Origin of the sequence: Xanthomonas arboricola (assembly GCF_003353015.1) — a bacterium.
Classification (GTDB): domain Bacteria; phylum Pseudomonadota; class Gammaproteobacteria; order Xanthomonadales; family Xanthomonadaceae; genus Xanthomonas; species Xanthomonas arboricola_E.
This window is the reverse complement of record NZ_QREM01000007.1, coordinates 193,429-219,144: the sequence shown is the minus strand read 5'-3', so window position 1 is coordinate 219,144 and position 25,716 is coordinate 193,429. Positions and strand designations below refer to the sequence as shown.

Annotated in this window: 19 protein-coding genes and 1 pseudogene; 16 read left to right on the top strand and 4 right to left on the bottom strand. The window is 68.7% G+C overall.

From position 1 onward, the window contains the following. Nucleotides 1-111: 111 nt before the first annotated feature. The gene (locus C0541_RS04365) at nucleotides 112-2,250 is read right to left on the bottom strand and encodes a TonB-dependent receptor family protein (protein WP_161959878.1); all 2,139 of its coding nucleotides are present in this window, start codon (nucleotides 2,248-2,250) and stop codon (nucleotides 112-114) included. A 156-nt stretch (nucleotides 2,251-2,406) separates the two neighbouring features. Here C0541_RS04365 and C0541_RS04360 point away from each other — a divergent pair, with 156 nt between their 5' ends. The 14 genes and pseudogenes from C0541_RS04360 to C0541_RS04295 all read left to right on the top strand — a co-directional run bounded on the left by C0541_RS04360 (nucleotide 2,407) and on the right by C0541_RS04295 (nucleotide 21,214). Beyond that, nucleotides 2,407-3,609, top strand: coding sequence for an aromatic amino acid transaminase (locus C0541_RS04360; protein WP_115046099.1), 1,203 nt, complete (start codon nucleotides 2,407-2,409; stop codon nucleotides 3,607-3,609). 510 nt (nucleotides 3,610-4,119) lie between these two features. Continuing rightward, entirely contained in the window at nucleotides 4,120-5,136 is a 1,017-nt protein-coding gene (locus C0541_RS04355; protein ID WP_104584495.1) for a class 1 fructose-bisphosphatase, read from the top strand. 309 nt (nucleotides 5,137-5,445) lie between these two features. After that, entirely contained in the window at nucleotides 5,446-5,913 is a 468-nt protein-coding gene (locus C0541_RS04350) for a LuxR family transcriptional regulator (protein ID WP_115047273.1), read from the top strand. 231 nt (nucleotides 5,914-6,144) lie between these two features. Next, the gene (locus tag C0541_RS04345) at nucleotides 6,145-6,399 is read left to right on the top strand and encodes a DUF2164 domain-containing protein (RefSeq protein ID WP_115046097.1); all 255 of its coding nucleotides are present in this window, start codon (nucleotides 6,145-6,147) and stop codon (nucleotides 6,397-6,399) included. A 94-nt stretch (nucleotides 6,400-6,493) separates the two neighbouring features. Next, complete coding sequence (locus C0541_RS04340; protein WP_193725863.1) at nucleotides 6,494-6,859, top strand: hypothetical protein; 366 nt, start codon at nucleotides 6,494-6,496, stop codon at nucleotides 6,857-6,859. 322 nt (nucleotides 6,860-7,181) lie between these two features. Next, nucleotides 7,182-8,810: a TldD/PmbA family protein gene (locus C0541_RS04335; RefSeq protein WP_161959877.1), complete on the top strand. Its 1,629-nt coding sequence runs from the start codon at nucleotides 7,182-7,184 to the stop codon at nucleotides 8,808-8,810. An 861-nt stretch (nucleotides 8,811-9,671) separates the two neighbouring features. Continuing rightward, on the top strand, nucleotides 9,672-11,306 hold the full coding sequence (locus C0541_RS04330; RefSeq protein WP_161959876.1) for a TldD/PmbA family protein: 1,635 nt from the start codon (nucleotides 9,672-9,674) through the stop codon (nucleotides 11,304-11,306). A 14-nt stretch (nucleotides 11,307-11,320) separates the two neighbouring features. Next, on the top strand, nucleotides 11,321-12,655 hold the full coding sequence (locus tag C0541_RS04325) for a TldD/PmbA family protein (protein ID WP_115046093.1): 1,335 nt from the start codon (nucleotides 11,321-11,323) through the stop codon (nucleotides 12,653-12,655). Next, nucleotides 12,652-13,452 (top strand): DUF4159 domain-containing protein, encoded by an 801-nt coding sequence (locus tag C0541_RS04320; RefSeq protein ID WP_115046081.1) that lies wholly within the window; start codon nucleotides 12,652-12,654, stop codon nucleotides 13,450-13,452. Before C0541_RS04325 ends, C0541_RS04320 begins: the two co-directional genes overlap by 4 nt. Before the next feature lie 250 nt (nucleotides 13,453-13,702). Beyond that, nucleotides 13,703-14,695 carry an AAA family ATPase gene (locus C0541_RS04315; protein WP_115046079.1) on the top strand — a complete coding sequence of 331 codons (993 nt, stop codon included), beginning with the start codon at nucleotides 13,703-13,705 and terminating at the stop codon, nucleotides 14,693-14,695. Nucleotides 14,696-14,708: 13 nt separating this feature from the next. Then, complete coding sequence (locus C0541_RS04310) at nucleotides 14,709-15,605, top strand: DUF58 domain-containing protein (RefSeq protein WP_115047267.1); 897 nt, start codon at nucleotides 14,709-14,711, stop codon at nucleotides 15,603-15,605. A 43-nt stretch (nucleotides 15,606-15,648) separates the two neighbouring features. Then, nucleotides 15,649-16,827 (top strand): BatA domain-containing protein, encoded by a 1,179-nt coding sequence (locus C0541_RS04305; RefSeq protein WP_115046077.1) that lies wholly within the window; start codon nucleotides 15,649-15,651, stop codon nucleotides 16,825-16,827. Next, nucleotides 16,824-19,100, top strand: a complete 2,277-nt coding sequence (locus C0541_RS04300; RefSeq protein WP_161959875.1) for a DUF4175 domain-containing protein — start codon at nucleotides 16,824-16,826, stop codon at nucleotides 19,098-19,100. The genes C0541_RS04305 and C0541_RS04300 overlap by 4 nt, the downstream gene beginning before the upstream one ends. A 243-nt stretch (nucleotides 19,101-19,343) precedes the next feature. Then, a pseudogene (locus tag C0541_RS04295) lies at nucleotides 19,344-21,214 on the top strand (carboxypeptidase regulatory-like domain-containing protein). 125 nt (nucleotides 21,215-21,339) lie between these two features. Here C0541_RS04295 and C0541_RS04290 read toward each other — a convergent pair. Next, complete coding sequence (locus C0541_RS04290; RefSeq protein ID WP_115046073.1) at nucleotides 21,340-21,984, bottom strand: DUF938 domain-containing protein; 645 nt, start codon at nucleotides 21,982-21,984, stop codon at nucleotides 21,340-21,342. A 183-nt stretch (nucleotides 21,985-22,167) separates the two neighbouring features. Here C0541_RS04290 and C0541_RS20640 point away from each other — a divergent pair, with 183 nt between their 5' ends. After that, nucleotides 22,168-22,524 carry a hypothetical protein gene (locus C0541_RS20640; protein WP_153064950.1) on the top strand — a complete coding sequence of 119 codons (357 nt, stop codon included), beginning with the start codon at nucleotides 22,168-22,170 and terminating at the stop codon, nucleotides 22,522-22,524. A gap of 93 nt (nucleotides 22,525-22,617) precedes the next feature. Here the strand turns inward: C0541_RS20640 and C0541_RS04285 are convergent, their stop codons facing one another. Next, nucleotides 22,618-23,406: an EcsC family protein gene (locus tag C0541_RS04285; protein WP_115046071.1), complete on the bottom strand. Its 789-nt coding sequence runs from the start codon at nucleotides 23,404-23,406 to the stop codon at nucleotides 22,618-22,620. Between the two features lie 172 nt (nucleotides 23,407-23,578). Here C0541_RS04285 and C0541_RS04280 point away from each other — a divergent pair, with 172 nt between their 5' ends. Then, a complete protein-coding gene (locus C0541_RS04280; RefSeq protein ID WP_115046069.1) occupies nucleotides 23,579-24,052 on the top strand; it encodes an SRPBCC family protein in 474 nt (157 codons plus the stop codon). 129 nt (nucleotides 24,053-24,181) lie between these two features. Here the strand turns inward: C0541_RS04280 and proP are convergent, their stop codons facing one another. Further along, nucleotides 24,182-25,672, bottom strand: a complete 1,491-nt coding sequence (gene proP / locus C0541_RS04275; protein WP_115046067.1) for a glycine betaine/L-proline transporter ProP — start codon at nucleotides 25,670-25,672, stop codon at nucleotides 24,182-24,184. Nucleotides 25,673-25,716 lie beyond the last annotated feature (44 nt).

The window sequence follows — 25,716 nt, the reverse complement described above, 5'->3', positions numbered from 1 at the left end:
GTGATGCGCGATGGGGTGGAGCTGCGGGTTTTGGCGGGATGGCTTCGTCGCGCCCGGGTGCGCTCCTACGAGGGGCGGGCCGTTGTTGGGCGCGCGTCGGCTGCGGGTGGCTCAGCCGCCAAAGTCCCATTGCAGGCCGACCGTGTAGGTGCGGTCCGGGCCCGGTTCGTAATAGCGCCCGTTGCCGTCGTTGACGATGACCGAGCCGACGTAGTGCCGGTCCAGCGCATTGTCGATGCGGGCGAAGGTGCGCAGCCCGCCCAGCGTGGTGGTCCAGCGCCGGGAGGCTTCCAGGTTGACCAGCGCGTAGCCGGGCGCACGCTCGCTGGCCAGGTCGTTGACCACGGTGGCGTCGGAGGCCACCGTTTCGGCGGCGAACTGCCATTGCAACGGCTGCCACTGCCAGCGCGCGAACAACTGCTGGCGCGGCACGCCCGGCAGGCGCGCGCCGCTGGCCACCGGCGCGGTGGGCGTGGCGCAGCCGCTGCTGGCGCAGGTGAGGTAGCCCTCGCGCACGCTGGCATCGACAAAGGTGTAGGCCAGCTGCAGTTGCTGGGTGGTGCCCACCGGCTGGTTCCAGCTCAGCTCCGCGCCCTGGCGGCGGGTGGCGCCGATGTTGCGGTAGGTGCTGCGGCCGTTGGTGTTGCTGGCCACGGCCAGTTCGTCGTCGGTGTCGGCGCGGAACAGCGCCACTTCCACCGCTGCGCCGCTCTGCGCGCGCCACTTGCTGCCGATCTCATAATTGCGGCTGGTCGCCGCGCCCAGATCCAGCGCCAGGCCCGCGCCGCCATCGCTGCGATAGCCCAGCTCGTTGAAGGTGGGCGTTTCGAACCCGCGCCCGACCGAGGCATAGAAACGCAGATCCTCGGCAGCCCGGAACACGATGCCGGCCACCGGCGTGGTCGCCGAATACGCACGCCGGCCGCTGTCGTCGGGATTGCGCCCGACGATGTAGCGGTCGTCGGAGTCGAAGCGCACTTCGCTGTGGCGCACGCCCAGCAACGTCGACCAGCGATCGCTCCATTGCCACCACAGCTGCGCGAACTGGTCCACGTTCTCGACCTGGTCGCGCTGATTGCGGCGCAGCGCGCCCTGCACGCCCAGCGTGGTGCCGACGAAATTCTCGTAACCGGTGCGGTGCTGGCGTTGGCGATCCACGTTCGCGCCCACGGTCAGCTGCAGGGGCCGGCCCAGGGCCTGCCCCTGCCAGGCCCAACGCGCGTCGGCACCTTCGTAATTGCTGTCCAGATCGATCACCCCGCCCGAGTGCAGCGGATTGCGCTGCACCGCCACCGGGATCGCCAGGAACTGCTCCACGCTGCGCTGCCCGCCGTAGGCCATCAGCCGCAGCGTCTGGCGGTCGAACTGTTGGGTGAAGATCGCCCCGGCCTGCGCCTGGCGCACCGATTTGCGGGTGTTGAACTGGGTGGCCACCGACGTGGCCTGCGCCGGGTCGGCGTTGAACTGCGCGCGGGTCAGGCCGAGCGGGTCCTGCGCGTCGGGTGCGTCCAGGTAGTTGAGCACCAGGTCCAGCCGGCGGCCCTCGGCCAGATCGAAGCCGAGCTTGGCGTTGACCGACTCGCGCCTGGCGCGGCTATGGGCGCGGAAGCCGTCGGTTTCGAAATGATTGGCAGCCAGGTTGTAGTGCACCGCGCCCTGCTGGCCGAGCAATTGCGCGCCCACGTTGACGGTGGCGTTGCTGCCGTAGGTGGCGCGCAGCCGCCACGGGTCGTTCGGGGCGCCGTCGGCGCTCCACAGCTGCAGCACGCCGCCGGAGGAGTTGCCGTACAGCGCCGAGAACGGCCCGCGCAGCACGTCCACCCGCTGCGCGCCCAGCACGTTGAAATGCGAGAGCTGGCCCTGGCCGTCGGGCATGGTTGCAGGGATGCCGTCGACCAGCAGGCGCACGCCGCGCACGCCGAAGGTGGAGCGCGCACCGAAGCCGCGGATCGACAGCTGGGTGTCCTGCGCGTAGTTCTGGCGGTCGCGTGCCACCAGCCCGGGGATGCCGTCCAGCAGCTCGGACACCTGCGCGCCGCGGCGGTTGTCGTCGTCGGCTGCCACCACGGTGAAGGAGGCCGGCAGGTCGAAGTCATCTACCCCGTGCACGCGTGCGGCATCCACCTGCACGGTGGGCAAGCGCTGGGTCGGTGGGGAGGCGGGCGGCGCCGGATCGGCGGCCAGGGCCAGCGGCGCGAAGCCACCGGCGAACAGGCTGCACGCGGCGGCCAACAAGGTGAGTCTGGGCATGGGCATAGTGTCCCTCATCCGTACTGCGGGCGCATTGTTGCGTACGGAACGAAGCATGCTACGCCCGCCTTGCCCTGCTACGATGAAGTGGTTTGGCCCAGCAGCGGTCAACGATCCGGAAGTACCCCACTCTTTCGTCCTTCAGCGAGTCATGCCGTGTCCTTCTTTGCAAACGTGGAACAGGTTCCAGGCGACCCCATCCTGGGCCTGACCGAGGCCTACAACGCCGACAGCCGCCCCAACAAGGTCAACCTGGGCGTGGGCATCTATTACGACGAAAACGGGCGCATCCCGCTGTTGCGCGCCGTGCACAAGATCGAGCAGCAGCTCGCGCAAGAGGCCAAACCGCGCGGCTATCTGCCCATCGACGGCCTGGCCGCCTACGACAAGGCCACCCAGGAGCTGCTGTTCGGCGCCGAGTCGGCGCTGCTGGCCTCCGGCCGCGTGGCGACCTCGCAGACCGTCGGCGGCAGCGGCGCATTGCGCGTGGGCGCGGACCTGCTCAAGAAGCTGCTGCCCACGGCCACCATCGCCATCAGCAACCCGAGCTGGGAAAACCATCGCGCGGTGTTCGGCGCGGCCGGCTTCGAGGTCGTGGACTACACCTATTTCGATGCCGCCAGCCATGGCCTGAACTTCGACGGCATGCTCGCCGACCTGGCCAGGCTGGAGCCAGGCACGGTGGTGCTGCTGCACGCCTGCTGCCATAACCCGACCGGCGCGGACCTGACCAAGGAGCAGTGGAAGCAGGTTGCCGGCCTGTTGAAGGAACGCAACCTGTTCCCGTTCGTCGACATCGCCTACCAGGGCTTCGACAAGGGCATCGAGGCCGATGCCTACGCGGTGCGCCTGCTCGCCGCCGAAGGCATCGACAGCTACGTGGTCGCCAGCTCGTACTCCAAGTCGTTCTCGCTGTACGGCGAGCGCGTCGGCGCATTGTCGGTGGTCTCGGCCACTGCGGCCGAGGCCAAGGCGGTGCAGTCGCAGGTCAAGCGCATCATCCGCACGATCTACTCCAGCCCGTCCACGCACGGCGCCGCCCTGGTGGCCGGCGTGCTGACCAGCCCGGAGCTGCGCGATCTGTGGGAGCAGGAACTGACCGAAATGCGCGAGCGCATCCACGCCCTGCGCGCGGGCCTGGTGGCCAAGCTCGCCACGCTGGGCGCGCCGGAGTTCGCGTTCATCCAGCGCCAGGCCGGCATGTTCTCGTACTCGGGCCTGACCCGGACCCAGGTCGACCGCCTGCGCGATGAGTTCGCCATCTATGCCGTCGGCACCGGCCGCATCTGCGTGGCCGCGCTGAGCCAGCGCAACCTGGACTATGTGGCGCAGGCCGTGGCGACCGTCAGCCGGATGTAAGCAACCGCATCGCAATCGGCCACACCGGCCAATGCCAGCACACCGGGAGCGCGCCAGCCTCCCGGTTTTTTTGTGCCGGCAGACGCCACTGCCTCCCCCGCCCTCGCCCTCGCCGCCACCTTCCCCCGCCTGCGGGGGAAGGTGCCCGAAGGGTGGATCGAGGCAAGCGCAGCGCAACCATCGCCAATCCACCACCACCCACGCACCGGCAACGCTCCCTTCTCCCGCCTGCGGGGGAAGGTGCCCGAAGGGCGGATGGGGGCAAGCGCAGCGCAACCATCGCCAATCCACCACCACCCACGCACCGGCAACGCTCCCTTCCCCCGCCTGCGGGGGAAGGTGCCCGAAGGGCGGATGGGGGCAAGCGCAGCGCAACCATCACCAATCCACCACCATCCCCATTCGCGCACGTTCGATCAATCACGCTGCAAAACGCGCAGCAAGTGATCGAAATCTAACGGCGCAATGGCGACAATGGCGGACCACTTCCTACACAGGCTGCCCGCCCCCATGTCGCGTCCCTCGCTGACCCGCTTCCTGATCGAAGAGCAACACGCCGGCCGTATCGACCCGGAATTGCGCCAGCTGATCACCATCGTCTCGCGCGCCTGCAAGCGCATTTCCATCGCCGTGAGCAAGGGCGCCCTGGGCGGCGTGCTCGGCGATGCCGGCACCGGCAACGTGCAGGGCGAGGCACAGAAGAAGCTCGACGTGCTCAGCAACGACATCCTGCTCGAAGCCAACGCCTGGGGCGGCCACCTGGCCGCGTGCGCGTCGGAAGAAATGGATCACAGCCAGCCGGTGCCCGACCAGTACCCCAGCGGCGACTTCCTGCTGCTGTTCGATCCGCTGGACGGCAGCTCCAATATCGACGTCAACGTCTCGGTGGGCACCATCTTCTCGGTGCTGCGCGCGCCCAAGGGCACCGAAAAGCCCGGCGACGAGCACTTCCTGCAGCCGGGCACCCAGCAGGTTGCCGCCGGCTACTGCATCTACGGCCCCAGCACGATGCTGGTGCTCACGCTGGGCCATGGCACCCACGCCTTCACCCTGGAGCGCGAGGAAGGCAGCTTCCTGCTGACCCAGGCCAACATGCGCGTGCCCGACGACACCGCCGAATACGCCATCAACATGTCCAACCAGCGCCACTGGGAACCGGCCATGCAGTCCTATGTCAGCGATCTGCTGGCCGGCAAGGACGGCAGCCGCGGCAAGGACTTCAACATGCGCTGGATCGCCAGCATGGTCGCCGACGTGCACCGCATCCTCACCCGCGGCGGCATCTTCATCTACCCCTGGGACAAGAAGGACGCGTCCAAGCCGGGCAAGCTGCGCCTGATGTACGAAGCCAACCCGATGAGCATGCTGGTGGAACAGGCCGGCGGCGCGGCCACCACCGGGCGCGAGCGCATCCTGGACCTCCAGCCGACGCAGCTGCACCAGCGCGTGCCGGTTTTTTTGGGCTCGAAGAACGAAGTCAACGAGGCCACGCGGTATCACGTGGAGTTCGACAAGGCGCAAGGCTGATTGGCGGCGCAAGCCACACGCAGCGCTGATTCACCCACGACACCCGCCCAGTGCGGGTGTCTTTATTTGCGGCAATAACCGACTGCGCAGCACGCGACGGCGCGGCGATCGACGAGGACCGCACCAACCGTCGTCTCCTGCGCGCAATTGACTCCGCGCTGGGCAGCGAGGTATACCGCGCTCGGACCGGAGTGGGACGGTCTACGGGACGTTGATCTACTCACCGTGCCTTGCCAGCCGTCGCATGACGGCCCGCAAGGACCATGTATCGATCAGGGAGTTCACATGAAGACCGCATGTGTTGCACTGGTGGCTGCCGTCATGTTGCAAGCCACACCCGCCTTCTCCGCATCAACCGCAACCTCGCCACTGGTCGGAACCTGGCTGCTGGACACCAGCAGCCTGCCGATGCCACCTGCTGCACGCCCCAAACGTGTCGTCCTGGAGTTCAAGCAGGTCCCCGGCAACAAATGGGCAACCAGCGCCGAGATCATCGAACACGACAACAACACCTTGCAGGCGCAATCCACGCTGTCGCTGGACGGCACGCCGGGCAAGGCATCCGGCACCTACCTGGTCGATCGTGCCGCCGTCAAAATGCCCGAGCCGGGCGTGCTGGTCATGCAGTTGATGTACCAGGGCGTGCCGGCATCCACACGCACCTATACGGTCAGCGCCGACGGCAAGGTCATGACCGAGATCGAAGCGTACTTCAAGGACGGCAACCCGATGATGCGCACGGCGTATTTCAAGCGCGCGCAAAGTCAAACCAGGTAAGCAACCTGGAGCCGCGCCGCATCACGGCGCGGCTCCAGGCGTCTGTGGAGCAGCAGCGGATTGAAGGCAAGCGGGCAGGCAGGCTTTGTCGTTGGCCGGTTGCCAGCTGACCCGCAATCTCAAAAAATGCCGGCCCGGCATGCGGTCGGGTTCGTTCGCCAGAGCAGCCCGAACTATCGGTGTCGTAACGTCAATTATCCCGATACCGTCGTTGAGCAGACCAGAACACCCATGACCGACATCAAATTCACCGACGGCGAACGGGCGGCGATCACCCGCAAGATCCAGCTGTATTTCAGCGAAGAGTTGAAGCAGCAGATCGGGCGCTTCGATGCCGAGTTCCTGCTCGATTTCTTCGCCGGGGAAGTTGGAGCGTACTTCTGCAACCGTGGCCTCTACGATGCACAGGCAATCGTCGCCAGGCAGCTGGAGGATCTGGGGGAGTCGATCTACCAGCTGGAACGTCCGACCGACTTCAGAAAGTGACTGGTCTCACCACGCGGATGCGATGACGAGAGCCAACACCCTCGTTCCTACCAGCAGCGATGGCGTGCGAACGACCATGCGGAGTTGCCGTTTCATGATTGTGCTGGTTGGCGTGCTGCTGCCCTATGCGGCGCGCCTGCCGCACGGGGTGGAATGGCTTGCGCAATACACCGACACGGCTATCGGCGGCTGGTTGCTCCTGGGCGCGTTCAATACGATTGCATGGGGCACGCTGCTCGGCATCAGCTTCCTGTACCGGCGTCCGATCTCGCTACTTGTCCCCTGTGCGTTGGGCTTCGGTACGCTGGCCTGGGCGCACGCCACGCTGGATCTGCATGCTGACGCGCAGTCTGCGCTGGCGCTGATCTTCATCCCGATCCATGCACTGCTGCCCATCGCCGTCGGCGGCGCGCTCGGCTATCTGCTGGACCGGCGATTGCGGCACACGGCAGCACGCTGATGCACTCAGCGCCTACAGCCTGCCATCGCCAGTGGTCGTGCTCGGTTCTGCTACGGCGCTTGACGTTTCGATGTGCCGCAACGCTGAAGTGTGCAAACGGCACATCGGGATCTGGATCGATACGGGCGCTGCCGCTGCCCGCATGTCGGCGCGCCTTTCGACAGCCGCCCGGTGTCCGCATCGTATCGCCACGCACCATGTGATCTGGACACGGACGCCGGCCCGCCGGCGCTGCCCCCTTGACCGCCAACGCCCACACCGGCCAGTCTCGGGGGCTGGCGCGGCGGGGAGTCGTGCCGCTGGCCTTCAACGGAGAACCGCCGTGGACCGTCGTACCTTCCTCACCCTGTCGGGCATCGGTGCTGCCGGCTTGCTGCTGCCCAATACGCGCCTGATCGCGGCCGAGCAGTTGCTCACACCCAACGATGCCGTGCGCAGCCGTCGCCTGTCCGATACCGCGCTGAGCACGGCCAAGGCGGCCGGTGCCAGTTATTGCGATGTGCGCGTGGGCCGTTATCTGCGCCAGTTCGTGATCACCCGCGAGGCGCAGGTGGAGAACGTGGTCAATGCCGAATCCAGTGGCGTTGGCGTGCGCGTGCTGGCCGATGGCGCGTGGGGCTTTGCGGCCACCAATACGTTGACCAGCGATGGCGTGGCCACCGCCACGCGCCAGGCGGTGGCGATCGCCAAGGCCAACGCGCGGCTGGGCGGTGCGCCGGTGCAGCTGGCGCCGGTGACGCCTGCCGGGCAGGTGCAATGGCGCACGCCGATCAAGAAGAACGCGATGGAAGTGCCGCTGGGCGACAAGGTGGCGCTGCTGATGGACGTCAACGCCGCGGCCTTGAATGCCGGTGCGACCTTCGTGGCCTCGCGCATGTTTGCGATCAACGAGCAAAAATATTTCGCCAGCAGCGACGGCTCCTATATCGATCAGGATGTGCACCGGCTGTGGTTGCCGTTCACCGTCACCGCGGTGGACAAGGCCAGCGGCAAATTCCGCACCCGCGACGGGCTGTCGGCGCCGATGGGCATGGGCTACGAATACCTGGATGGCGATGCCAGCCAGAAGCACCAGCTGCCTGGCGGACTCATCGGCTACGGCCGCAGCTACGATGCGCGCGAAGATGCCATTGCCGCCGCAAAGCAGGCACGCGCCAAGCTCACCGCGCCGTCGGTGAAGGCCGGCAAGTACGATCTGGTGATCGACCCGAGCAATCTGTTCCTCACCATCCACGAGTCGGTCGGCCACCCGCTCGAGCTCGATCGTGTGCTCGGCTACGAGGCCAACTACGCCGGTACCAGTTTCGCCACGCTGGACAAGCGCGATGCCGGCTATCGCTGGGGCAGCGATGCGGTGACCTTTCTCGCTGACCGCACCCAGCCCGGCAGCCTGGGCGCGGTGGGCTACGACGATGAGGGTGTCAAGAGCAAGCAGTGGGAGCTGGTGAAGGACGGCATCCTGGTCGATTACCAATGCACGCGCGACCAGGCGCACCTGCTCGGCAAGACCGCCTCCGATGGCTGCAGCTATGCCGACTCCTGGTCCAGCGTACAGTTCCAGCGCATGCCCAATGTGTCGCTGGCGGCAGGCAAGACGCCGCTGGCGGTTGCCGAGGTGATCAAGAACGTCGAGCGTGGGTTGTACATCCACGGGCGCGGGTCGTACTCGATCGATCAGCAGCGCTACAACGCGCAGTTCGGCGGGCAGTTGTTCTACGAGATCGAAAACGGCCAGGTCACGCGCCTGGTGGAAGACGGCGCCTACCAGATCCGCACGCCGGAATTCTGGAATGCCTGCAGTGCGGTCTGCGACCAACGCGATTTCCGTTTGGGCGGCTCGTTCTTCGATGGCAAGGGCCAACCCGGCCAGGTGTCGGCGGTGTCGCATGGATCGTCCACGGCACGCTTCGATGGCATCAACGTGATCAATACCGCGCGTGCGTTGGGCTGAGAGCGGCTAATAATGATGTCGATTCTTAGCGTTGTTGGGTGCGATCAAAAGCTTGGTTAGTCGAGTGCGCGGTGCCCTCGCCGCTCGCGGGACACGCCGCAAGTACATCCATGTAGGCTCGGTGGCGGCATCCATGCCGCCACACGGTCCCGCAANCGCGGTGCCCTCGCCGCTCGCGGGACACGCCGCAAGTACATCCATGTAGGCTCGGTGGCGGCATCCATGCCGCCACACGGTCCCGCAATCGGCAAGGACACCGCACCAGAGAGTGATTCGGTTGCTTTTTTTGAAGCCTCAGGTTGATCGCCTCGCGTTGCGAAGATGATCCGCGGCGTTATTCAACAACGCACGTCATGCTTTGCTCTCACTATGCGTACCGATCATCTCGCCTGGTCCTTGCCCGCCCACCGTCGCGGGACCTTACGCGGCATGGATGCCGCGTAAGAGCCTCCATGGACGGATTCACGGCGTGTCCTGCGATGGTGGGCGGGCAAGGGCCCTGCAGCAACCCCGCAGACCATCGTTTCGTTTTCAGCCGCCGTGGGCCATGTGAAACAGCGACTGCGCGCGATGGCACACGCGCGTGGATGCCACGATCGCCAGCGAGAAAGGCACGCGTGGTATCGATCGCACCGAGGGCATCGCGATGAGGAAGCACCACACGCCGCCAGCCGCGCTCGCCACGCGTGCAGGCAGGTTGCGTCACTCGATTCACGCGGGCACAGCGTTTTGCGCATACCCCTGCCGAAAGTCATTTGACGCAGCGTTCATCGCCCGGCAAGAATCGGCGATACCGTGCAGATAGCGATCTGTGCGTCACCACACTACCTGCGCGCCGCGCGGGATCATTGGGGAGTTGCCGTGCAGCGACGTGATTTCCTGGCCCTGACCGGGCTGACCATGGGCGGGCTGGTGGTGCCGGCCTACTTCGGCAAGGCGATCGCCGCCGAGCAGTTGGTGACGCAACTGGATGTGGGCCGCAAGAAGCGCCTGGCCGATGCCGGCCTCAACGCTGCGCGCCAGGCCGGTGCGAGCTATTGCGATGTGCGTATCGGCCGCTATCTGCGCCAGTTCGTCATCACCCGCGAGGACAAGGTGCAGAACGTGGTCAACACCGAGTCCATCGGTGCCGGCGTGCGTGTCCTGGTGGCCGGCGCCTGGGGCTTTGCCGCCACGAATGTGCTCACCGAACAGGGCGTGGCCAAGGCCGCGGCGCAGGCTGCCGCGATCGCCAAGGCCAATGCCAAGGTGCAGGGCACGCCGGTGCAACTGGCGCCCACACCGGGCGTGGGCGAGGTCAGCTGGAAGACGCCGATCAGCAAGAACGCGATGGAAGTGCCGATCAAGGACAAGGTGGACCTGCTGCTGGGCGTCAACGCTGCCGCCACCGCGGCCGGTGCCAGCTTCGTCAACTCGATGCTGTTCGTGGTCAACGAACAAAAGTACTTTGCCAGCACCGACGGCTCGTACATCGACCAGGACGTGCACCGCATCTGGGCGCCGCTGAGCGTGACCGCCATCGACAAGGCCAGCGGCAAGTTCCGCACCCGCGACGGTCTGTCCGCGCCGATGGGGCTGGGCTACGAGTATCTGGATGGCGCCGCCTCGGGCAAGTTCGTCTCGCCCAACGGCGTGGTCAATTACGGCCTGTCCTACGACATGAAGGAAGACGCGATTGCCGCGGCCAAACAGGCGCAGGAAAAGCTCAAGGCGCCCTCGGTCAAGCCGGGCAAGTACGACCTGGTGCTGGACCCCTCGCACACCTGGCTGACCATCCACGAGTCGGTCGGCCATCCGCTGGAGCTGGACCGCGTGCTCGGCTACGAGGCCAACTTCGCCGGCACCAGCTTCGCCACGCTGGACAAGCTCAAGGCCGGTTTCCAGTACGGCAGCGACAAGGTGCACATCCTGGCCGACAAGCTCCAGCCCGGCAGCCTGGGCGCGGTGGGCTACGACGATGAAGGCGTCAAGACCAAGCAGTGGGACCTGATCCGCGACGGCAAGCTGGTGGACTATCAAGCGATCCGCGACCAGGCGCATATCCTCGGCAAGACCGCCTCCGATGGCTGCTGCTATGCCGACTCGTGGTCCAGCGTGCAGTTCCAGCGCATGGCCAATGTGTCGCTGGCCGCCGGCAAGACACCGCTGAGCGTGAGCGAGTTGATCAAGGACGTGGAAAACGGCATCTACATCATCGGCGACGGCTCGTTCTCCATTGACCAGCAGCGCTACAACGCGCAGTTCGGCGGCCAGCTGTTCTACGAGATCAAGAACGGTGCCATCACCCGCATGCTCGAGGACGTGGCCTACCAGATCCGCACGCCGGAATTCTGGAATGCTTGCAGCGCCGTGGCCGATCAACGCGACTACCGTCTGGGCGGCTCGTTCTTCGACGGCAAGGGCCAGCCGAGCCAGTCCTCGGCGGTCTCGCATGGCTCGTCCACCGCCCGTTTCGACGGCATCAACGTCATCAACACCGCCCGCTCGCTCGGCTGACAGGAGAAACCCACATGAGCATCCTTACCGAAGCGCAGGCCAAGGCCATCCTGGACAAGGTCATCAAGCTGTCCAAGGCCGACGAGTGCACCGCCACGCTCAGCGGCGCGATCGACGGCAACATCCGTTTCGCACTGAACAACGTGTCCACCAGCGGCATCGTCGACAACACCGACCTGCAGGTGCAGGTGGCGTTCGGCAAGCGCGTGGGCATCGCCACCATCAACGAGTTCGACGACGCCGCGCTGGAGCGCGTGGTGCGGCGTGCCGAAGACCTGGCACGGCTGGCGCCGGAAAACCCGGAATTCATGCCGGCGGTGGACAAGCAGACCTATAGACCCAGCCCCACCTTCAGCGACTCCACCGCTGCCATCGACCCGGCATTTCGCGCGCAGGTGGCGGCCGATTCGATCGCCCCGTGCAAGGGCAAGGGCCTGATCGCGGCCGGCTTCCTGGAAGATGGCCAGAGCTTCACCGCATTCGCCAACAGCAAGGGCAACTTCGGCTACCAGCGTGGCGCGCGGTTCGACTACACCTGCACCGTGCGCACCGAAGACGGCCGCGGCTCGGGCTGGGTGGGGCGCAACCTCAAGGATGCCGCCGACTTCAAGGCCGAGCAGGACATCCGCATCGCCATGCGCAAGGCCAGCGATTCGTCCGAAGCCAAGGCGCTGGAACCGGGCAAGTACACGGTGATCCTTGAGCCCGCAGCGGCGGCAGGCCTGATTTCTTTCATGATGCGCTACTTCGATGCGCGCATGGCCGACGAAGGCCGCAGCTTCCTGTCCAGGAAGGGCGGCGGCAACAAGCTGGGCGAACAGGTCTACGACCCGCGCGTGAACATCACCGCCGACCCGTGGGATGCGCGTGCCGCCGTGCTGCCGTGGGACGAGGAAGGCCTGCCGCGCGAGAAGATGGCCATCGTGGAAAACGGCAAGATCGCCAACCTGCAGTATTCGCGGTTCTGGGCGCAGAAGAACGGCAAGCGCGCGGTCGGCGAGCCGGGCAACCTGCTGATGGCCGGCGGCGAGAAGAACATCGCCGAGCTGGTGCGCGGCACCGAGAAGGGCATCCTGGTCACGCGCACCTGGTACATCCGCATGGTCGATCCGCAGACCGTGCTGCTGACCGGGCTGACCCGCGACGGCACCTTCTACATCGAGAACGGGCAGATCAAGTACCCGGTGAAGAATTTCCGCTTCAACGAATCGCCGATCATCATGCTCAACAACATCGACGAGCTGGGCCGGCCGGTGCGCGTGGCCGGCGATGAATCCAGCTACGTGATGATGATTCCGCCGATGCGGTTGCGCGATTTCACGTTTACCTCGTTGTCGGATGCGGTGTGAGTCGGAGCCGGGAATCGGGCGTGGGGATTCGGGAATCGGAAAGCAGAAGCCGCTCTTTGCAGACCGATACCTTGCAGGCGCTCGCGCTTGCGGCTCCCCTCTCGCGGCGCCACGTGCTCGGCCTGCTGCTCGGTAGCGTCGCCACTCTGGCGCTGCCGTTGCGCGTGCGCGCGGCGGGCAACTACGATTTCTGGTTTACCCGGCTGCGGTATGACTCGGGCGACTGGGATGTGGATGCGCGCATGCCGTCCAACCTGATCACCTCGCTGATCGACTACACCCAGCTGCGCGTGGACCCGCAGGAGCACGTGCTGGACCTGGCCGATCCGCGCATGCTGCAGGCGCCGTTCTGCTATCTGTCCGGGCACAAGCTGGTGGAGTTCAATCCGGCCGAGCGGCGCAACTTCGAGCGCTATGTGCGCAACGGCGGCTTCGTGTTCGTGGACGATTGCAATCACGATATCGACGGCCTGTTCGCGACCTCGTTCGAGGCGCAGATGACCTCCATCTTCGGCAAGAGCGCATTGCAGAAGCTGCCCAAAAGCCACCGTTTGTATAGCGCGTTCTTCAAGTTCCCCGACGGCCCGCCCGCCACCAGTTTCGAGCTCAATGGCTGGGGCGACGATCTGGTGCACGATTATCTCAGGGGCATCAGCATCGATGGCCGGCTCGGCGTGTTGTACAGCAACAAGGATTACGGCTGCGAATGGGATTACGACTGGCGCAACAAACGGTTCCTGGCCGAAGACAACACCCGCTTCGGCGTCAACATCGTGATGTATGCACTGACCAACTGAAACCATCGCGTAGGAGCGCGCTGGCGCGCGATGAGGCTTTACCGGTAACGCCTCATCGCGCGCAAGCGCGCTCCTACAGGCATCGCGGAGAATTTTTGCAGCATGACATCACCGCCAGCCGTCGGCCGTCGCTTGCGCAAACTCCACGCCCTCGTAGGAGCGCGCTGGCGCGCGATGAGGCTTTACCGGTAACGCCTCATCGCGCGCAAGCGCGCTCCTACGCCAGCAGCCAGACAACGAGATATCCCCCATGACTTCCCCCAGCGACGACATCCTCACCCGGCAGCTCTCCCAACTCGGCGCGCTGCGTGCGGCCCTGGCCCAGGCGGTGGTGGGCCAGGACGCGGTGGTGGAGCAATTGCTGATCGGCCTGCTGGCCGGCGGCCACTGCCTGCTGGAAGGCGCGCCCGGCCTGGGCAAGACGCTGCTGGTGCGCTCGCTGGGGCAGGCGCTGGAGCTGCAGTTCCGCCGCGTGCAGTTCACCCCCGACCTGATGCCCAGCGACATCCTCGGCACCGAGCTGCTGGAAGAGGAGCATGGCACCGGGCATCGGCAGTTCCGGTTCCAGCAGGGCCCGATCTTCACCAACCTGCTGCTGGCCGACGAGCTCAATCGCACCCCGCCCAAGACCCAGGCCGCGCTGCTGGAGGCGATGAGCGAGCGCACGGTGAGTTATGCCGGCACCACCCATGCGTTGCCGGCGCCGTTCTTCGTGCTGGCCACGCAGAACCCGATCGAACAGGCCGGCACCTATCCGCTGCCGGAAGCACAGCTGGACCGCTTCCTGCTGCATGTGCGGGTGGATTACCCCAGCGAGCAGGAAGAGCGCGACATCCTCACCCAGACCACCGGCACCACCACTGCGCAGGTGCCCAGGGTGATGGACGCCGCCAGCGTGCTGGCGCTGCAGCAGCAGGTGCGGCACGTGCATGTGGGCGCGGACCTGCTGACCTGGATCAATCGCCTGGTGCGCGCCAGCCGCCCCGGCCCGCAGGCCAGCGAGGAGGTGCGCCAGTGGATCAAGTGGGGCGCCGGCCCGCGCGCCGGGCAATCGCTGGTGCTGGCGGCCAAGGCGCGTGCGTTGTTGCACGGCCGCCTTGCCGCCACCCGCGAGGACGTCACCGCGCTCGCCGCGCCGGTGATGCGCCATCGCCTGTTGCTGTCGTTCGCGGCCGAGGCCGAACAACGCAGCGCCGACGATGTGGTCGCCGCGCTGCTGCGTGCCGTGCCGTTCCCGGCGTGAGGCGCGCGGCAACGTGAGCGAGGACGTGCCGGCACTGCTTCCTGCCGAAGTGCGCAGCCGCCTGCGCGGCCTGCAGCTGCGCGCGCGGCAGGCGCAGGGCGCGCAGGGCATCGGCCAGCACGCCAGCCGCAGCCGCGGCGCCGGGCTGGAATTCTCGCAATACCGCGCTTACGAACCCGGCGATGCGCTGCGCCAGATCGACTGGAAGCTCTACGCCCGCTCGGACCGCTTCTTCGTGCGCGAAGCAGAGCGCGAAAGCCCGCTCACCTTGTGGCTGCTGCTCGATGCCACCGCCTCCGCCGGCCAGGCCGACCAGGCGCGCCCGCAGGTCACGCGCCTGCAGGCGATGGCGACCCTGGCCGCGTGCGCTGCCGAGGTCGCGCTGCAGCAAGGCGACCAGGTCGGCCTGTTCGCCGTGCATGGCGGTGGCCTGGTGGCCGTGCCGGCCGCTGGCGGGCCGCGCCAGCGCGACCGGCTGTGGCTGGCCCTGCACGGGCTGCGCGCCGGCGGACGCTGGCCGGGCATGGACGCAGTGCGTCCGCTATGGGAACGCATTGCCGCACATACCCTGGTGCTGTCGATTGGCGACGGCTTCGACGAAGAACTGCTCGGCGCCCTGGAAAAACTCGCCGCCGCACGCCGCGAGGTGATGCAGCTGCAGGTGCTGAGCTGCGACGAACGCGATTTCCCTTTCGACGGCGGGCATCGCTTCCGCGACCCGGAAACCGGCGAAGAACTGCTTGGCGATGGCGCCGCGATGCGCGCGGCGTATCTGCAACGCTTCGGCGCGGCCCAGCGCGCGCTGCAGGCGCGCTGTCAGGCCGCCGGCATCGCGCACGCGGTGCATTATCTGGATGCGCCACCGGATGCGGCATTGCGCGCGCTGTTTGCGCACGGTGCGCGGCGATGAGCCGGCGCACCGGCGCGACCGCCGCAGCAGAGGGGGCCCAGCAGTGAACCTGCTCCTGCTGTTCCCCGCCGGCCTGGCCGCGTTGGCCGCGTTGCTGCTGCCGTTGCTGATCCATCTGGCCCGACGCAGCGAACACCGCCCCACCGACTTTGCCGCACTGCGCTGGCTGCGCGCGCTGCCGCGCCCCCGGCACCGCGTGCGTTTCGACGAATGGCCGCTGCTGCTGGTGCGCCTGCTGTTGCTTGCCGCCATGGCGCTGCTGCTGGCCGAGCCGGCGTTGCGCGAGCACCGGCAGGCGCGCCCGCGCATCGCGGTCAGCCCCGGCGTGGATCTGGCCGCCGCCCGGGCCCTCACCCACGCGGCCAACGCGCAGTGGGTCTGGCTGGCGCCGGGCTTCCCGCCGGTGGATACCGATGCGGCGCGCCCAGCTGCCGGCACCGCGCCGCCGGTCGGCAGCCTGCTGCGCGAACTCGATGCCAGCCTGCCGCCGGACACTGCGCTCAGCGTGATCGTGCCCAGCCAGTGGGGGCCGCTGGATGCGCAACGCCTGCAGCTGTCGCGCAACGTGCAGTGGCAGGTGTTGCCCGGCCGGTCGCCGGCGGCCGCCGTGGCGGCCGTTGCGCCGTTGCGGTTGCAGGCCATCGCCGACGCCCCCGCCGACCCGGCGCTGCGTTATCTGCGCGCCGTCCATGCCGCCTGGGCACTGCCCGGCGCACTGCCGGTGGGCACGCCCGCGGACGCCGCGCCGGCACGCTGGCCGGCCGGCACGGTGGTGGCCTGGCTGTCGCAACGCCCACCGCCGGCACCGGTCATCGCCTGGGTCGCCGCCGGCGGGCAACTGCTGCTCGCGGCGCAGACGCCGGCCCCGCCCGCACTCGCCGGCCCGCTGCAACCGCTGCTGCAGGATGCACACGGCGCCCCGCTGATCGACGCCACCGCCGTGGGTCGCGGCCGCCTGCTGCGCTGGGCCGCGCCACTGCAGCCGCAGCAGCTGCCGGCGCTGCTGGAGGCCGATTTCCCCGCCCGCCTGCACGACGCCCTGCAGTCGGTACCCGCACCACAGCGCGCGCTGGCGCAGACCCAGCAGCCGCAACGCGGCCCCGCCATCCGCCTGGCCAATGCCCCCCGGCCGCTGGCGCCGTGGCTGATCGGCCTGGTGCTGCTGCTGTTTGCGGTCGAACGCTGGCTGGCCACCGCGCCACGCCGGGGCAGCGCGGCATGAGCACGCCTGCCCTGCACCAGGCATGGCAGGCCGCGCGACGACGGCAGGCCGCAGGCGTGCTGCTGTGCGGGCTGCCGCTGGCGGTGCTGCCGGCGCTGCTGGCCTGGCGCGCCGGTGCGCAGCCGGCGCTGTTGCCGATGTTGCTGGGCCTGCTGGGCCTGCTGGTGCTGCTCGGCGTGGCAGTGCTGGCGGCCCGCCGGCTCGACCAGGCCTGGCTGATCCGCCGGCTGGACCGCGATGCGGATCTGGAAGACAGCAGCGACCTGCTGTTCGTCCCGCCCGCGCAGCTGGGCCCATTGCAGGCCCTGCAACGCCAGCGCCTGGAACAGCGCCTGCGCAGCACGCCGCGCGACCTGCGCCCGGCCTGGCCCTGGCGACGCGGCAGGCCATGGAGCCTGCCCGGCCTGCTCGCCTGCGCCGCCGTGCTGCTGTGGCCGCACTCCGCCCACCGGCCCACCGCAGGCAACGACCGGGGCACCGCAGCAGCCGGTGCCGGCCCCGGCGCCCCCACGCTGGGTCAGGCCCGGCTGCACAGCACCCCGCCCGCCTACACCGGCCTGCCGCCCACCCGCCTGCCCGGCCTGGATGCGCGCGTGCCGGCCGGCACCCGGCTGCAGTGGCAGCTGCAGGTCAACCCGGCGCCGCGCAGCGTGGCGCTGCGGCTGACCGACGGCCGCAGCGTCGCGCTGGCCCGGCAGGACGGCACCGATCGCTGGCAGGGCCAGTGGATCGCCGAGCGCGCCAGCCTGTACCGCATCCTCATCGACGGCGCGCCGGCCGACCGCCGGCTGCACCGCCTCGACGTGCTGCCGGACCGCCCGCCGCAGGTGCGCGTGCTGGCGCCCGAACAGAGCCTGGTGCTGTGGACGCCCTCCAATGGCGGCTGGACGCTGCGCTTCGAGGCCAGCGACGACTACGCGGTGGCCGCCAGCGCCGAGCTGCGCCTGACCCTGGCCCAGGGCAGCGGCGAGACCATCACCTTCACCACCCAGCGCCGCACGCTCGGCGGCAGCGGCCCGGCCCGGCAGCGCGGCTTTGCCACCACGCTGCAGCCGCAGGCGCTGGGCATGGCGGCCGGCGACGACCTGATCGCCCAGCTCATCGTCCACGACACCCGCCAGCCCGGCCCGCAGGAAGGCCGCAGCGCCAGCGTGATCCTGCGCTGGCCACCGCCGGAGCAGGCCATGGCCGCCGGCCTGGAGGCCAGCGTCAAGCAGACCTTGCCGGCCTACTTCCGCAGCCAGCGCCAGATCATCATCGATGCCGAGGCGCTGCTGAAGGAAAAACCGCGCCTGGACGATGCCAGCTACCTCAAGCGCTCCGACGCCATCGGCGTGGACCAGCGCCTGCTGCGGCTGCGCTACGGCCAGTTCCTGGGCGAAGAGAGCGAAGGCGCGCCCAAGGGCCCGCCGACCGCCGACGCCCCGCCCACCAGCGACGCCCCGGCCGATGCTCTGCCCACCGCCGACATGCCCACCGCGGATGCACCGGCCGCCCCTGCGGCGGCGCCCGCGCCCGCCCGGGACGAACACGGGCATGACGCGCACGACCACCCTGCCGCATCCGAGGCCGGCGCCGCCGCACTGGACGACCACGACCATGCGCACGGCGACGGCGGGCCGGAACGCCGCGGCTTCGGCCAGGCGCAGGATGTGCTGTCCGAGTTCGGGCACACCCACGACCATGCCGAAGCCGCCACCCTGCTCGACCCGCAGACCCGCGCGCTGCTGCGCGCCGCGCTGGACCAGATGTGGCAGTCCGAGGGCGAGCTGCGCCAGGGCCACCCCGAGCGTGCCCTGCCGTTTGCCAACCAGGCGCTGGGCTTCATCAAGCAGGTGCAGCAGGCCGAACGCATCTACCTGGCGCGGGTCGGCACGCAGTTGCCGCCGATCGACCCCGGCCGCCGCCTGAGCGGCGACCGCGCCGGCCTGGGCGACCGTGCCGCCGGCCTGGACACCCGCCCGGATCCGGATCCGTCCGCGCTGCAGCTATGGGACGCGCTGGGCGAACAGGCGCCGGTGCCGGACGCCACCCTGGCCAGCTACGCGCAGTGGCTGCAGACCCGGCAGGACCGCCTGCCCGATCCGCTCAGCCTGGCCGCCGCGGTGGAAACCCTGCGCGCCGAACCCGATTGCACCGGCTGCCGCGCCCGGCTGCGCGCCCAGGTCTGGCGCACGCTCGTTGCCCCGCCGGCGCCGCCGCACCGACGCGCCACGCCGGACGCGCGCGGCCAGCGCTATCTGGATGCCCTGCGCCGGGAGCCGCCACCATGATGCTGTCCCTGCCCCGGCAGACGACCGTCGCCGTTGCCTGGCGCACCGTCGCGCCACCTCCAGCGCGCCCTGGATGTGGCGTACCTGGAGCCAGGCCATGAACCTCTTTCCACGTTTGCACGCCGGCAAGGCCCTGCGGTTGCCGCTGGCGATGGGGAGCTTGCGGCGGCCGGGCGGGCACGCCGCGCCGCCGCGTTGGGGTGGCCGGCGCTGTGCGGATGCACGCCGCCAGGAGCCGCAGCCATGACGCTTGCGCTGCCCTGGCTGGTCGGCAGTGCCTTGCTGCTGCTGGTGCTGCTGGTGCTGCTGAGCGGGTGGCGGCTGCTGCGCACGCACGCGCAGCAGCCCCATGCGCGCTTGCGGCTGTGGCTGTTGCTCGCCGCCCAGCCGCTGCTGGCCGGCCTGCTTTACCCGGTGCTGCTGCCGCCGCCACGCGCCGGCAGTGCGAGCGAGCTGCATGTCGCCACCGCCGGCACCCAGGCAGATCGGGTTCGCCCCGATGCCGCGGCGTGGGTCGCGCTGCCCGAGGCGCCCGCCTTGCCGGGCGTGACACGCATGCCGGACCTGGCCACCGCGTTGCGGCGTGCGCCCGGCACCACCGCGCTGGTCGTGCATGGCAGCGGCCTGCCCGCACGCGACCGCGCCACCCTGCGCATCCCGGTGCGGCTGGCGCTGGCCCCGGCGCCGGCGGGCCTGGTCGCCGTCTCCACGCCGCCCCCGGTCGCGCCCGGCGAACCCATCGCGATCAGCGCGCGCGTGCAGGGCCTGCCGGGCGCGCGGGTGGAGCTGCTGGATCCCGCCGGGCAGGTGGTCGACACCGCTGCCGCCGATGCGCGCGGCCAGGTGCAGCTGGGTGGCCTGGCGCGCGCACCCGGGCAGGTGCTGTTCGCGCTGCGCCTGCGCGATGCCGCAGGCGCCGCACGCGGCCGCGTGCAGGTGCCGGTGCTGATCGCCGCGGTGCCGTCCGCGCGCGTACTGCTGCTGGCCGGCGCCCCGCAGCCGGACCTGAAATACCTGCGCCGCTGGGCCAGCGATGCCGGCATGCAGGTGCGCAGCCAGATCGCGGTCGGCCCCGGCATGCAGCTGGGCGAGTCAGCCGCGCTGGATGCCGCCAGCCTGGACACGCTGGACCTGCTGGTCATCGACCAGCGCCGCCTGCTGGCCCTGGGCAACGCGCAGCGCCAGGGCCTGCGCGCCGCCATCGGCCGCGGCCTGGGCGTGCTGGTGCGCACCGACGGCCCCGTGGATGCGGCCACCCGCGCCGCGCTCGGCGCACTGGGCCTGGCGGTGACAGGCGGCAGCAGCAGCGCCGCGGTCGCCGCCCCGCTGGGGCTGGCAGCGCCCGGCGCCATCGATCCGGCCGCAGCGCCGGCCGACGCCACGCCCCTGCCGCCGCTGCAACGCCGCAACCTGCAAGCACAGGACGCCGACGCGGTGATCGCCGCACGCGCAGGCGACGGCAGCGCGTTGGGCTGGTGGCGCCAGCAAGGTCGCGGCCGCATCGGCATCGGCCTGGTCGAAGACAGCTTCGCCCTGGTGCTGGCCGGCCGCAGCGACCTGCATGCCGCGCTATGGGCGCAGCTGTTCGGTGCGGTTGCCCGCGCCGGCGGCACGGCGCCCGCGGCGGTACAGACAGGCTGGNGGCCGGCCGCAGCGACCTGCATGCCGCGCTATGGGCGCAGCTGTTCGGTGCGGTTGCCCGCGCCGGCGGCACGGCGCCCGCGGCGGTACAGACAGGCTGGTCGCACCAGCGCATGGCGCTGTGCGACGTTGCCGCAGACGCGCATGTCACCGACCCCACCGGTCGCTCCCAGGCGCTGCTGATCGATGCCGCCAGCGGCGCCCGGGCCTGCGCCGGCTACTGGCCGACCAGCGCAGGCTGGCATCGCCTGCAGACCGGCACCCAACCGCGCTGGCTCTATGTGCGCGCGCCCGGCGACGCCCGCGCGCTGCACACCCAGCAAACCCGCGACGCCACCGTTGCGATGGCCGCCATCGACGCGCGCGCAGGCATCGGCACGCCCACGTCGCTACCCGGTGCCCGCTGGCCCTGGCTGCTGGCCTGGCTCACGCTGGCCACCGCCCTGTGGTGGCTGGAACGGCGCCGGCGCTGACTGCCGCAGCGCAGCGCCCTCTCCGTGCATGATCGGGTGCAGTGCGCTTCCCGGTCTTCGCCCTGGCAATCCACTGCACTGGAAAACAGCAGCGCTGCCGCATCGGCAACGTGTCGGCGACACACTCACCGCGACTGCCGTGACCACACCCGGCAGTCGTTGTTCGCCGGCAACGCCACGTCGTCGATCAGCTGCAATCCCACCGACGCCGCCAGTGCGTCCACGGCCGCCGCATCGCGAATTCCCGACGCAGGGTCGCGCTCGCGCAACATCGCATCGAACGCGCGGTTGCTCTCGCTGGTGAATTGCCCATCGCGATTGAACGGCCCGTACACCACCAGCAGCGCATCCGGCGCCATCACCGCCGGCAGCCCCGCAAACAAGGCCTGCACCTGCGGCCAGCCCATGATGTGCAGGGTGTTGGCGCTGTAGACCGCGTCATAGCCGGCCGGCACACCGGCCCGCGCGGGCGGCAATGGCGGTGTGGGCGCCAGGCCGGGCGTCGGTGTCAGCACCGCCTGCAATGCAATCGGTGGCGGCGTGTTCGGCAGTGCCGCCTCGTCCAGCCACTGGCTCATTCCCGGCAGATGATCGGCATGATCGCTGGCCTGCCAGCGCAGCCACGGCATCGCCGCCGCAAAGTGCACCGCGTGCTGCCCGGTGCCCGCACCGATTTCCAGCACCTGATGTCGATCGGCAAGGTGCCTGCGCAGCACCTGCAGGATCGGGTCGCGGTTACGTGCAGAGGCTGGCGAAAATGGCTTGGTCATAAGGAGCATCGCGAGAAACGTCGGGACATTCCTGCAGTATGGATGCAAAACCTCCAACGAGCTCATCCTTTGCTTGGTGGCTGACACGCAGGTGCAGTCCATCGATTTAGCGATCACCATCCCAACTGCCAGGCTACCGCTTGTGCATGATTGCGCGGGGGACATACTCCAGAGGAAATCCGCATGAACAAGGCCGTTGCTTTTTTGACCACGAGTTTCCTGGCGGTTGTTGCAAGTCTTTCCGCCGCACCGACTGCAAATGCACAAGCCTCAACCGTCATACTCGACTGCACCGGCAGTGATTATTGCTGGGCAGGCGTGGACAGCCCGGGATCGCCGGCGCCATTCAAATATGCATGGAGTTTCAACAATACTGCTGGCGCCATCTTCCCCAGAAATTGCACCAACAGCGTGGACTGCAACTTTTACTGCCCACGCAGCAGTACGTTCATCACCGCCAATGTCGTGGTGAGCGACGCCAACAATCAGTTCATCGGCTCGGCCAGCGCGCGCGCACTCTGTACGCCGCAACCGCTCTGAACCCCGGCAGGAACATCGCCTGCCCGTAGTGACCGTGGCACCGGGCCACAAGGATCTGTCCCCATCCTTGTGGTCCGGTGCCTTCTCACTTGTTTAGTGCGTCAATGCTTCATACGCACGCCGCACCGCGTCCTCGCCATACCGTCGCTCCAGGCGGCGCACGATGAAGTGGCCGCGCGCCATTGCCTGGAAGTGGCGCATGAACACCGTATTGAGCGTCGCCCCGCTGACCGCACCAACCAACGGCACCGCCTGCACGGCGAGTTTTTCGCCGACATTGACCGAGAACCTGGCCGCCACACGCGACACCAGCGACACCAGCACCGGCGCGCCCTTGCTGGCAAACCCGTGCGCGGCGACATGGCGGGCAGCGGCGCTGAGTTGTTGGGCCATCGCCGCGCGCACGGCGAAGTAGCCCGATTCGGCACCGTCGTCGCCGACACTGCGCCCGCCATGCGCCAGCACTTCCAGGCAGGCCAGTGCGGTCTGCGGATCGTGCAGCGATTCGCCTTCGGAACGGGCGATATCGGCGATGGAGCGCAGCATCACCGTGGTGGTCACCGGCAGTTCCACCAACAGGCCGGGCAGGCCGAAGAATCCGCCCGCACCACCGGCAACCGCCACTGCCATGGTGTGGCGTGCGGTGGACGCCGGCTGTTGCGTATCGGTCTTGCCGCGCAGGCTCAGTAGCGCCGATTTCATCGCCACCTGCAGCGCGCGGCGGGTGATGCCGTCGATGTTGCGGGTCACCATCCCGGGCAATCGCCGGGTGATCAGGTTCTCGATCGGCGCGCCCAGCGCATTGGCCAGCTGGGCCGCCACACCGGGGTTTTCCAGCAGCGCGTGCGCGGTGGCCAGATCGCGTTGCGCGGCAACGTCCATCACCGGGATCGGAAGCGTCGTCATGCCTGCTCTTCGTTGTTGGGCTTATGCCGATGGTACCCAGCGCCGTGTGAGCGCCGGACGAGCGGACCCGGCAGTCCAGGACAGGCGCATTCTGCAACTGGCCAGCAAAATGGGCCATCATCGGGATCCACGTCGCCATGCCGGTCAGATGAATCGTGCGATCCGCCACAGCATCGTCATCGCGGCCGCGCCGGAAGTGGTCTGCGTCGCGTTGTCCGAGCCCTTGCAGCTGGCGTGCTGGTGGACGCGCGAGGTGAGCCTGGTCGAGAACCGGGTGCGGCTGGACTGGAGCCGGCAGGGCTGGCGGGTGGAGCTGAGCATCGACGACGGTGCCGACTATCGGCTGGTGCGCTGGCGCTGCCACGCCTCCAACATGCTCGACACCGACGCCTGGAAGGGCACGGTGATGCGCTTCGATCTGCAGTCCACCAGCCAGGGCACGCAGGTGGAGTTCGAACACTCCGGCTATCGCGACTCGCCGTGCAAGGAGGCCTGCGCGCGCGGCTGGCGCTTCTTCCTGGGCAGCAGCCTCAAACGCTACGTGGAAACCGGCGAAGGCACGCCCTCGGCCGACATGCTCAGCCCCGATCGGCCCGACGGCGGCGGCGGCGCGCTGCGCTAAGGGCGGCAACTGCAGGCACGCCGTGGCATTGCGGCACACACGGTCGCCACCGCTGTCCGGGACGTGCGGCCGTGCGCGCCGCCCGCCCCGGCGGCGCGCCGATGGCCAGGCCGCGTGCGCCGAGCCCGCTTAGGCCGTATGCGGCTGGCCGATGGACGGCGCCGTGCTGCCGGGCAGCTGCGCATCCACCGTCACCGGGCTGTCGGCGCGCAGCAAGGCGCGTGCCTCGGCATCGCTGGCCACTGCCGGCGGCGAGCCGCGCAGCGGCAGGCCGGCGGTCTCGCGCACGAACAGCATGGTCACCAGGCCGATCGCCGCCGCGCCCATCAGGTAATACGCCGGCACCAGCGGGTCGCCGCTGCGCTCCACCAGCCAGGCGGTCACCAGCGGCGTGGTGCCGCCGAACAACGACACCGACACGTTGAAGGCGATCGACAGCGCGCTGTAGCGCACCGGCGTGTAGAACAGCGCCGGCAGCGTGGACGGCATCGAACTGGTGAAGCACACCAGCGCCAGGCCGAGCAGCATCAGGCCGGCGAAGATCAGCCCGTCGTGGCCGCTGCCGATCAGCAGCAGGCAGGGGATGGCCAGCGCGAACAGCGCGATGCAGGCACCGATGATCATCGGCCGGCGCCCCAGTCGGTCGCTGAACAGGCCGCCGACGATGTTGAGCGGCATCATCACCAGCATCACCAGGATGATCAGCAACAGGCCCTTGCTCTCGGCATAGCCCATGGTGACGCTGAGGTAGCTGGGCATGTAGGTCAGCAGCATGTAGTCGGTGACGTTGAAGACCAGCACCAGGCCCACGCACTTGAGCAGCTGCGGCCAATGCAGGCGCAGCATGGTCAGCAGGCCCTGCGCGGCGGTTTCGCGTTCGCGCTGTTCGGATTGCTCGGCATAGGCGCGAAACGCCGGGGTTTCCTCCAGTTTCATGCGCATGTACAGGCCCAGCAGCCCCAGCGGGCCGGCAATCAGGAACGGCACCCGCCAGCCCCAGTCGAGCATCTGCGCCGGGGTCACGGTCATGTGCAGCGCCGTCACCGTGGCCGCACCGGCGATGTAGCCGCCCAGGGTGCCGAATTCCAGCCAGCTGCCCATCAATCCGCGATTGCGGTCGGTGGCGTATTCGGCAATGAAGGTGGCCGCGCCACCGTATTCGCCACCGGTGGAAAACCCCTGCAGCAGCCGGGCCAGCAACAGCAGCGCCGGTGCCCACAGGCCGATCTTGGCGTAGGACGGAATCAGGCCGATGCTGAAGGTGCCCAGCGCCATCAGGATCATGGTCGCCGCCAGTACCTTCTGCCGCCCGTAGCGGTCGCCGAGCGGGCCGAACACCAGCCCGCCGATCGGCCGCACCAGAAACGCAACGGTGAACGTGGCAAAGGTGGCGATCAACTGCGCGGTGGGATTGCTGGCCGGGAAGAACACCTGCCCCAACGTCACCGCCAGATAGCCGTACACGCCGAAGTCGAACCACTCCATCGCATTGCCCAGCGCCGCAGCGCCCACGGCCTTGCGCAGCATGCCGCGATCGACCACGGTGACCTCGTCCAGTTGCAGTTGGCGGCGGCGCTTGAACCAACCAAAGTGCGAGGCAATTGCGCGCGTATCGTGCATGTGTCGTGTCTCCAGATGCGGCCATCGCTGCCCGCTCGCCCTGG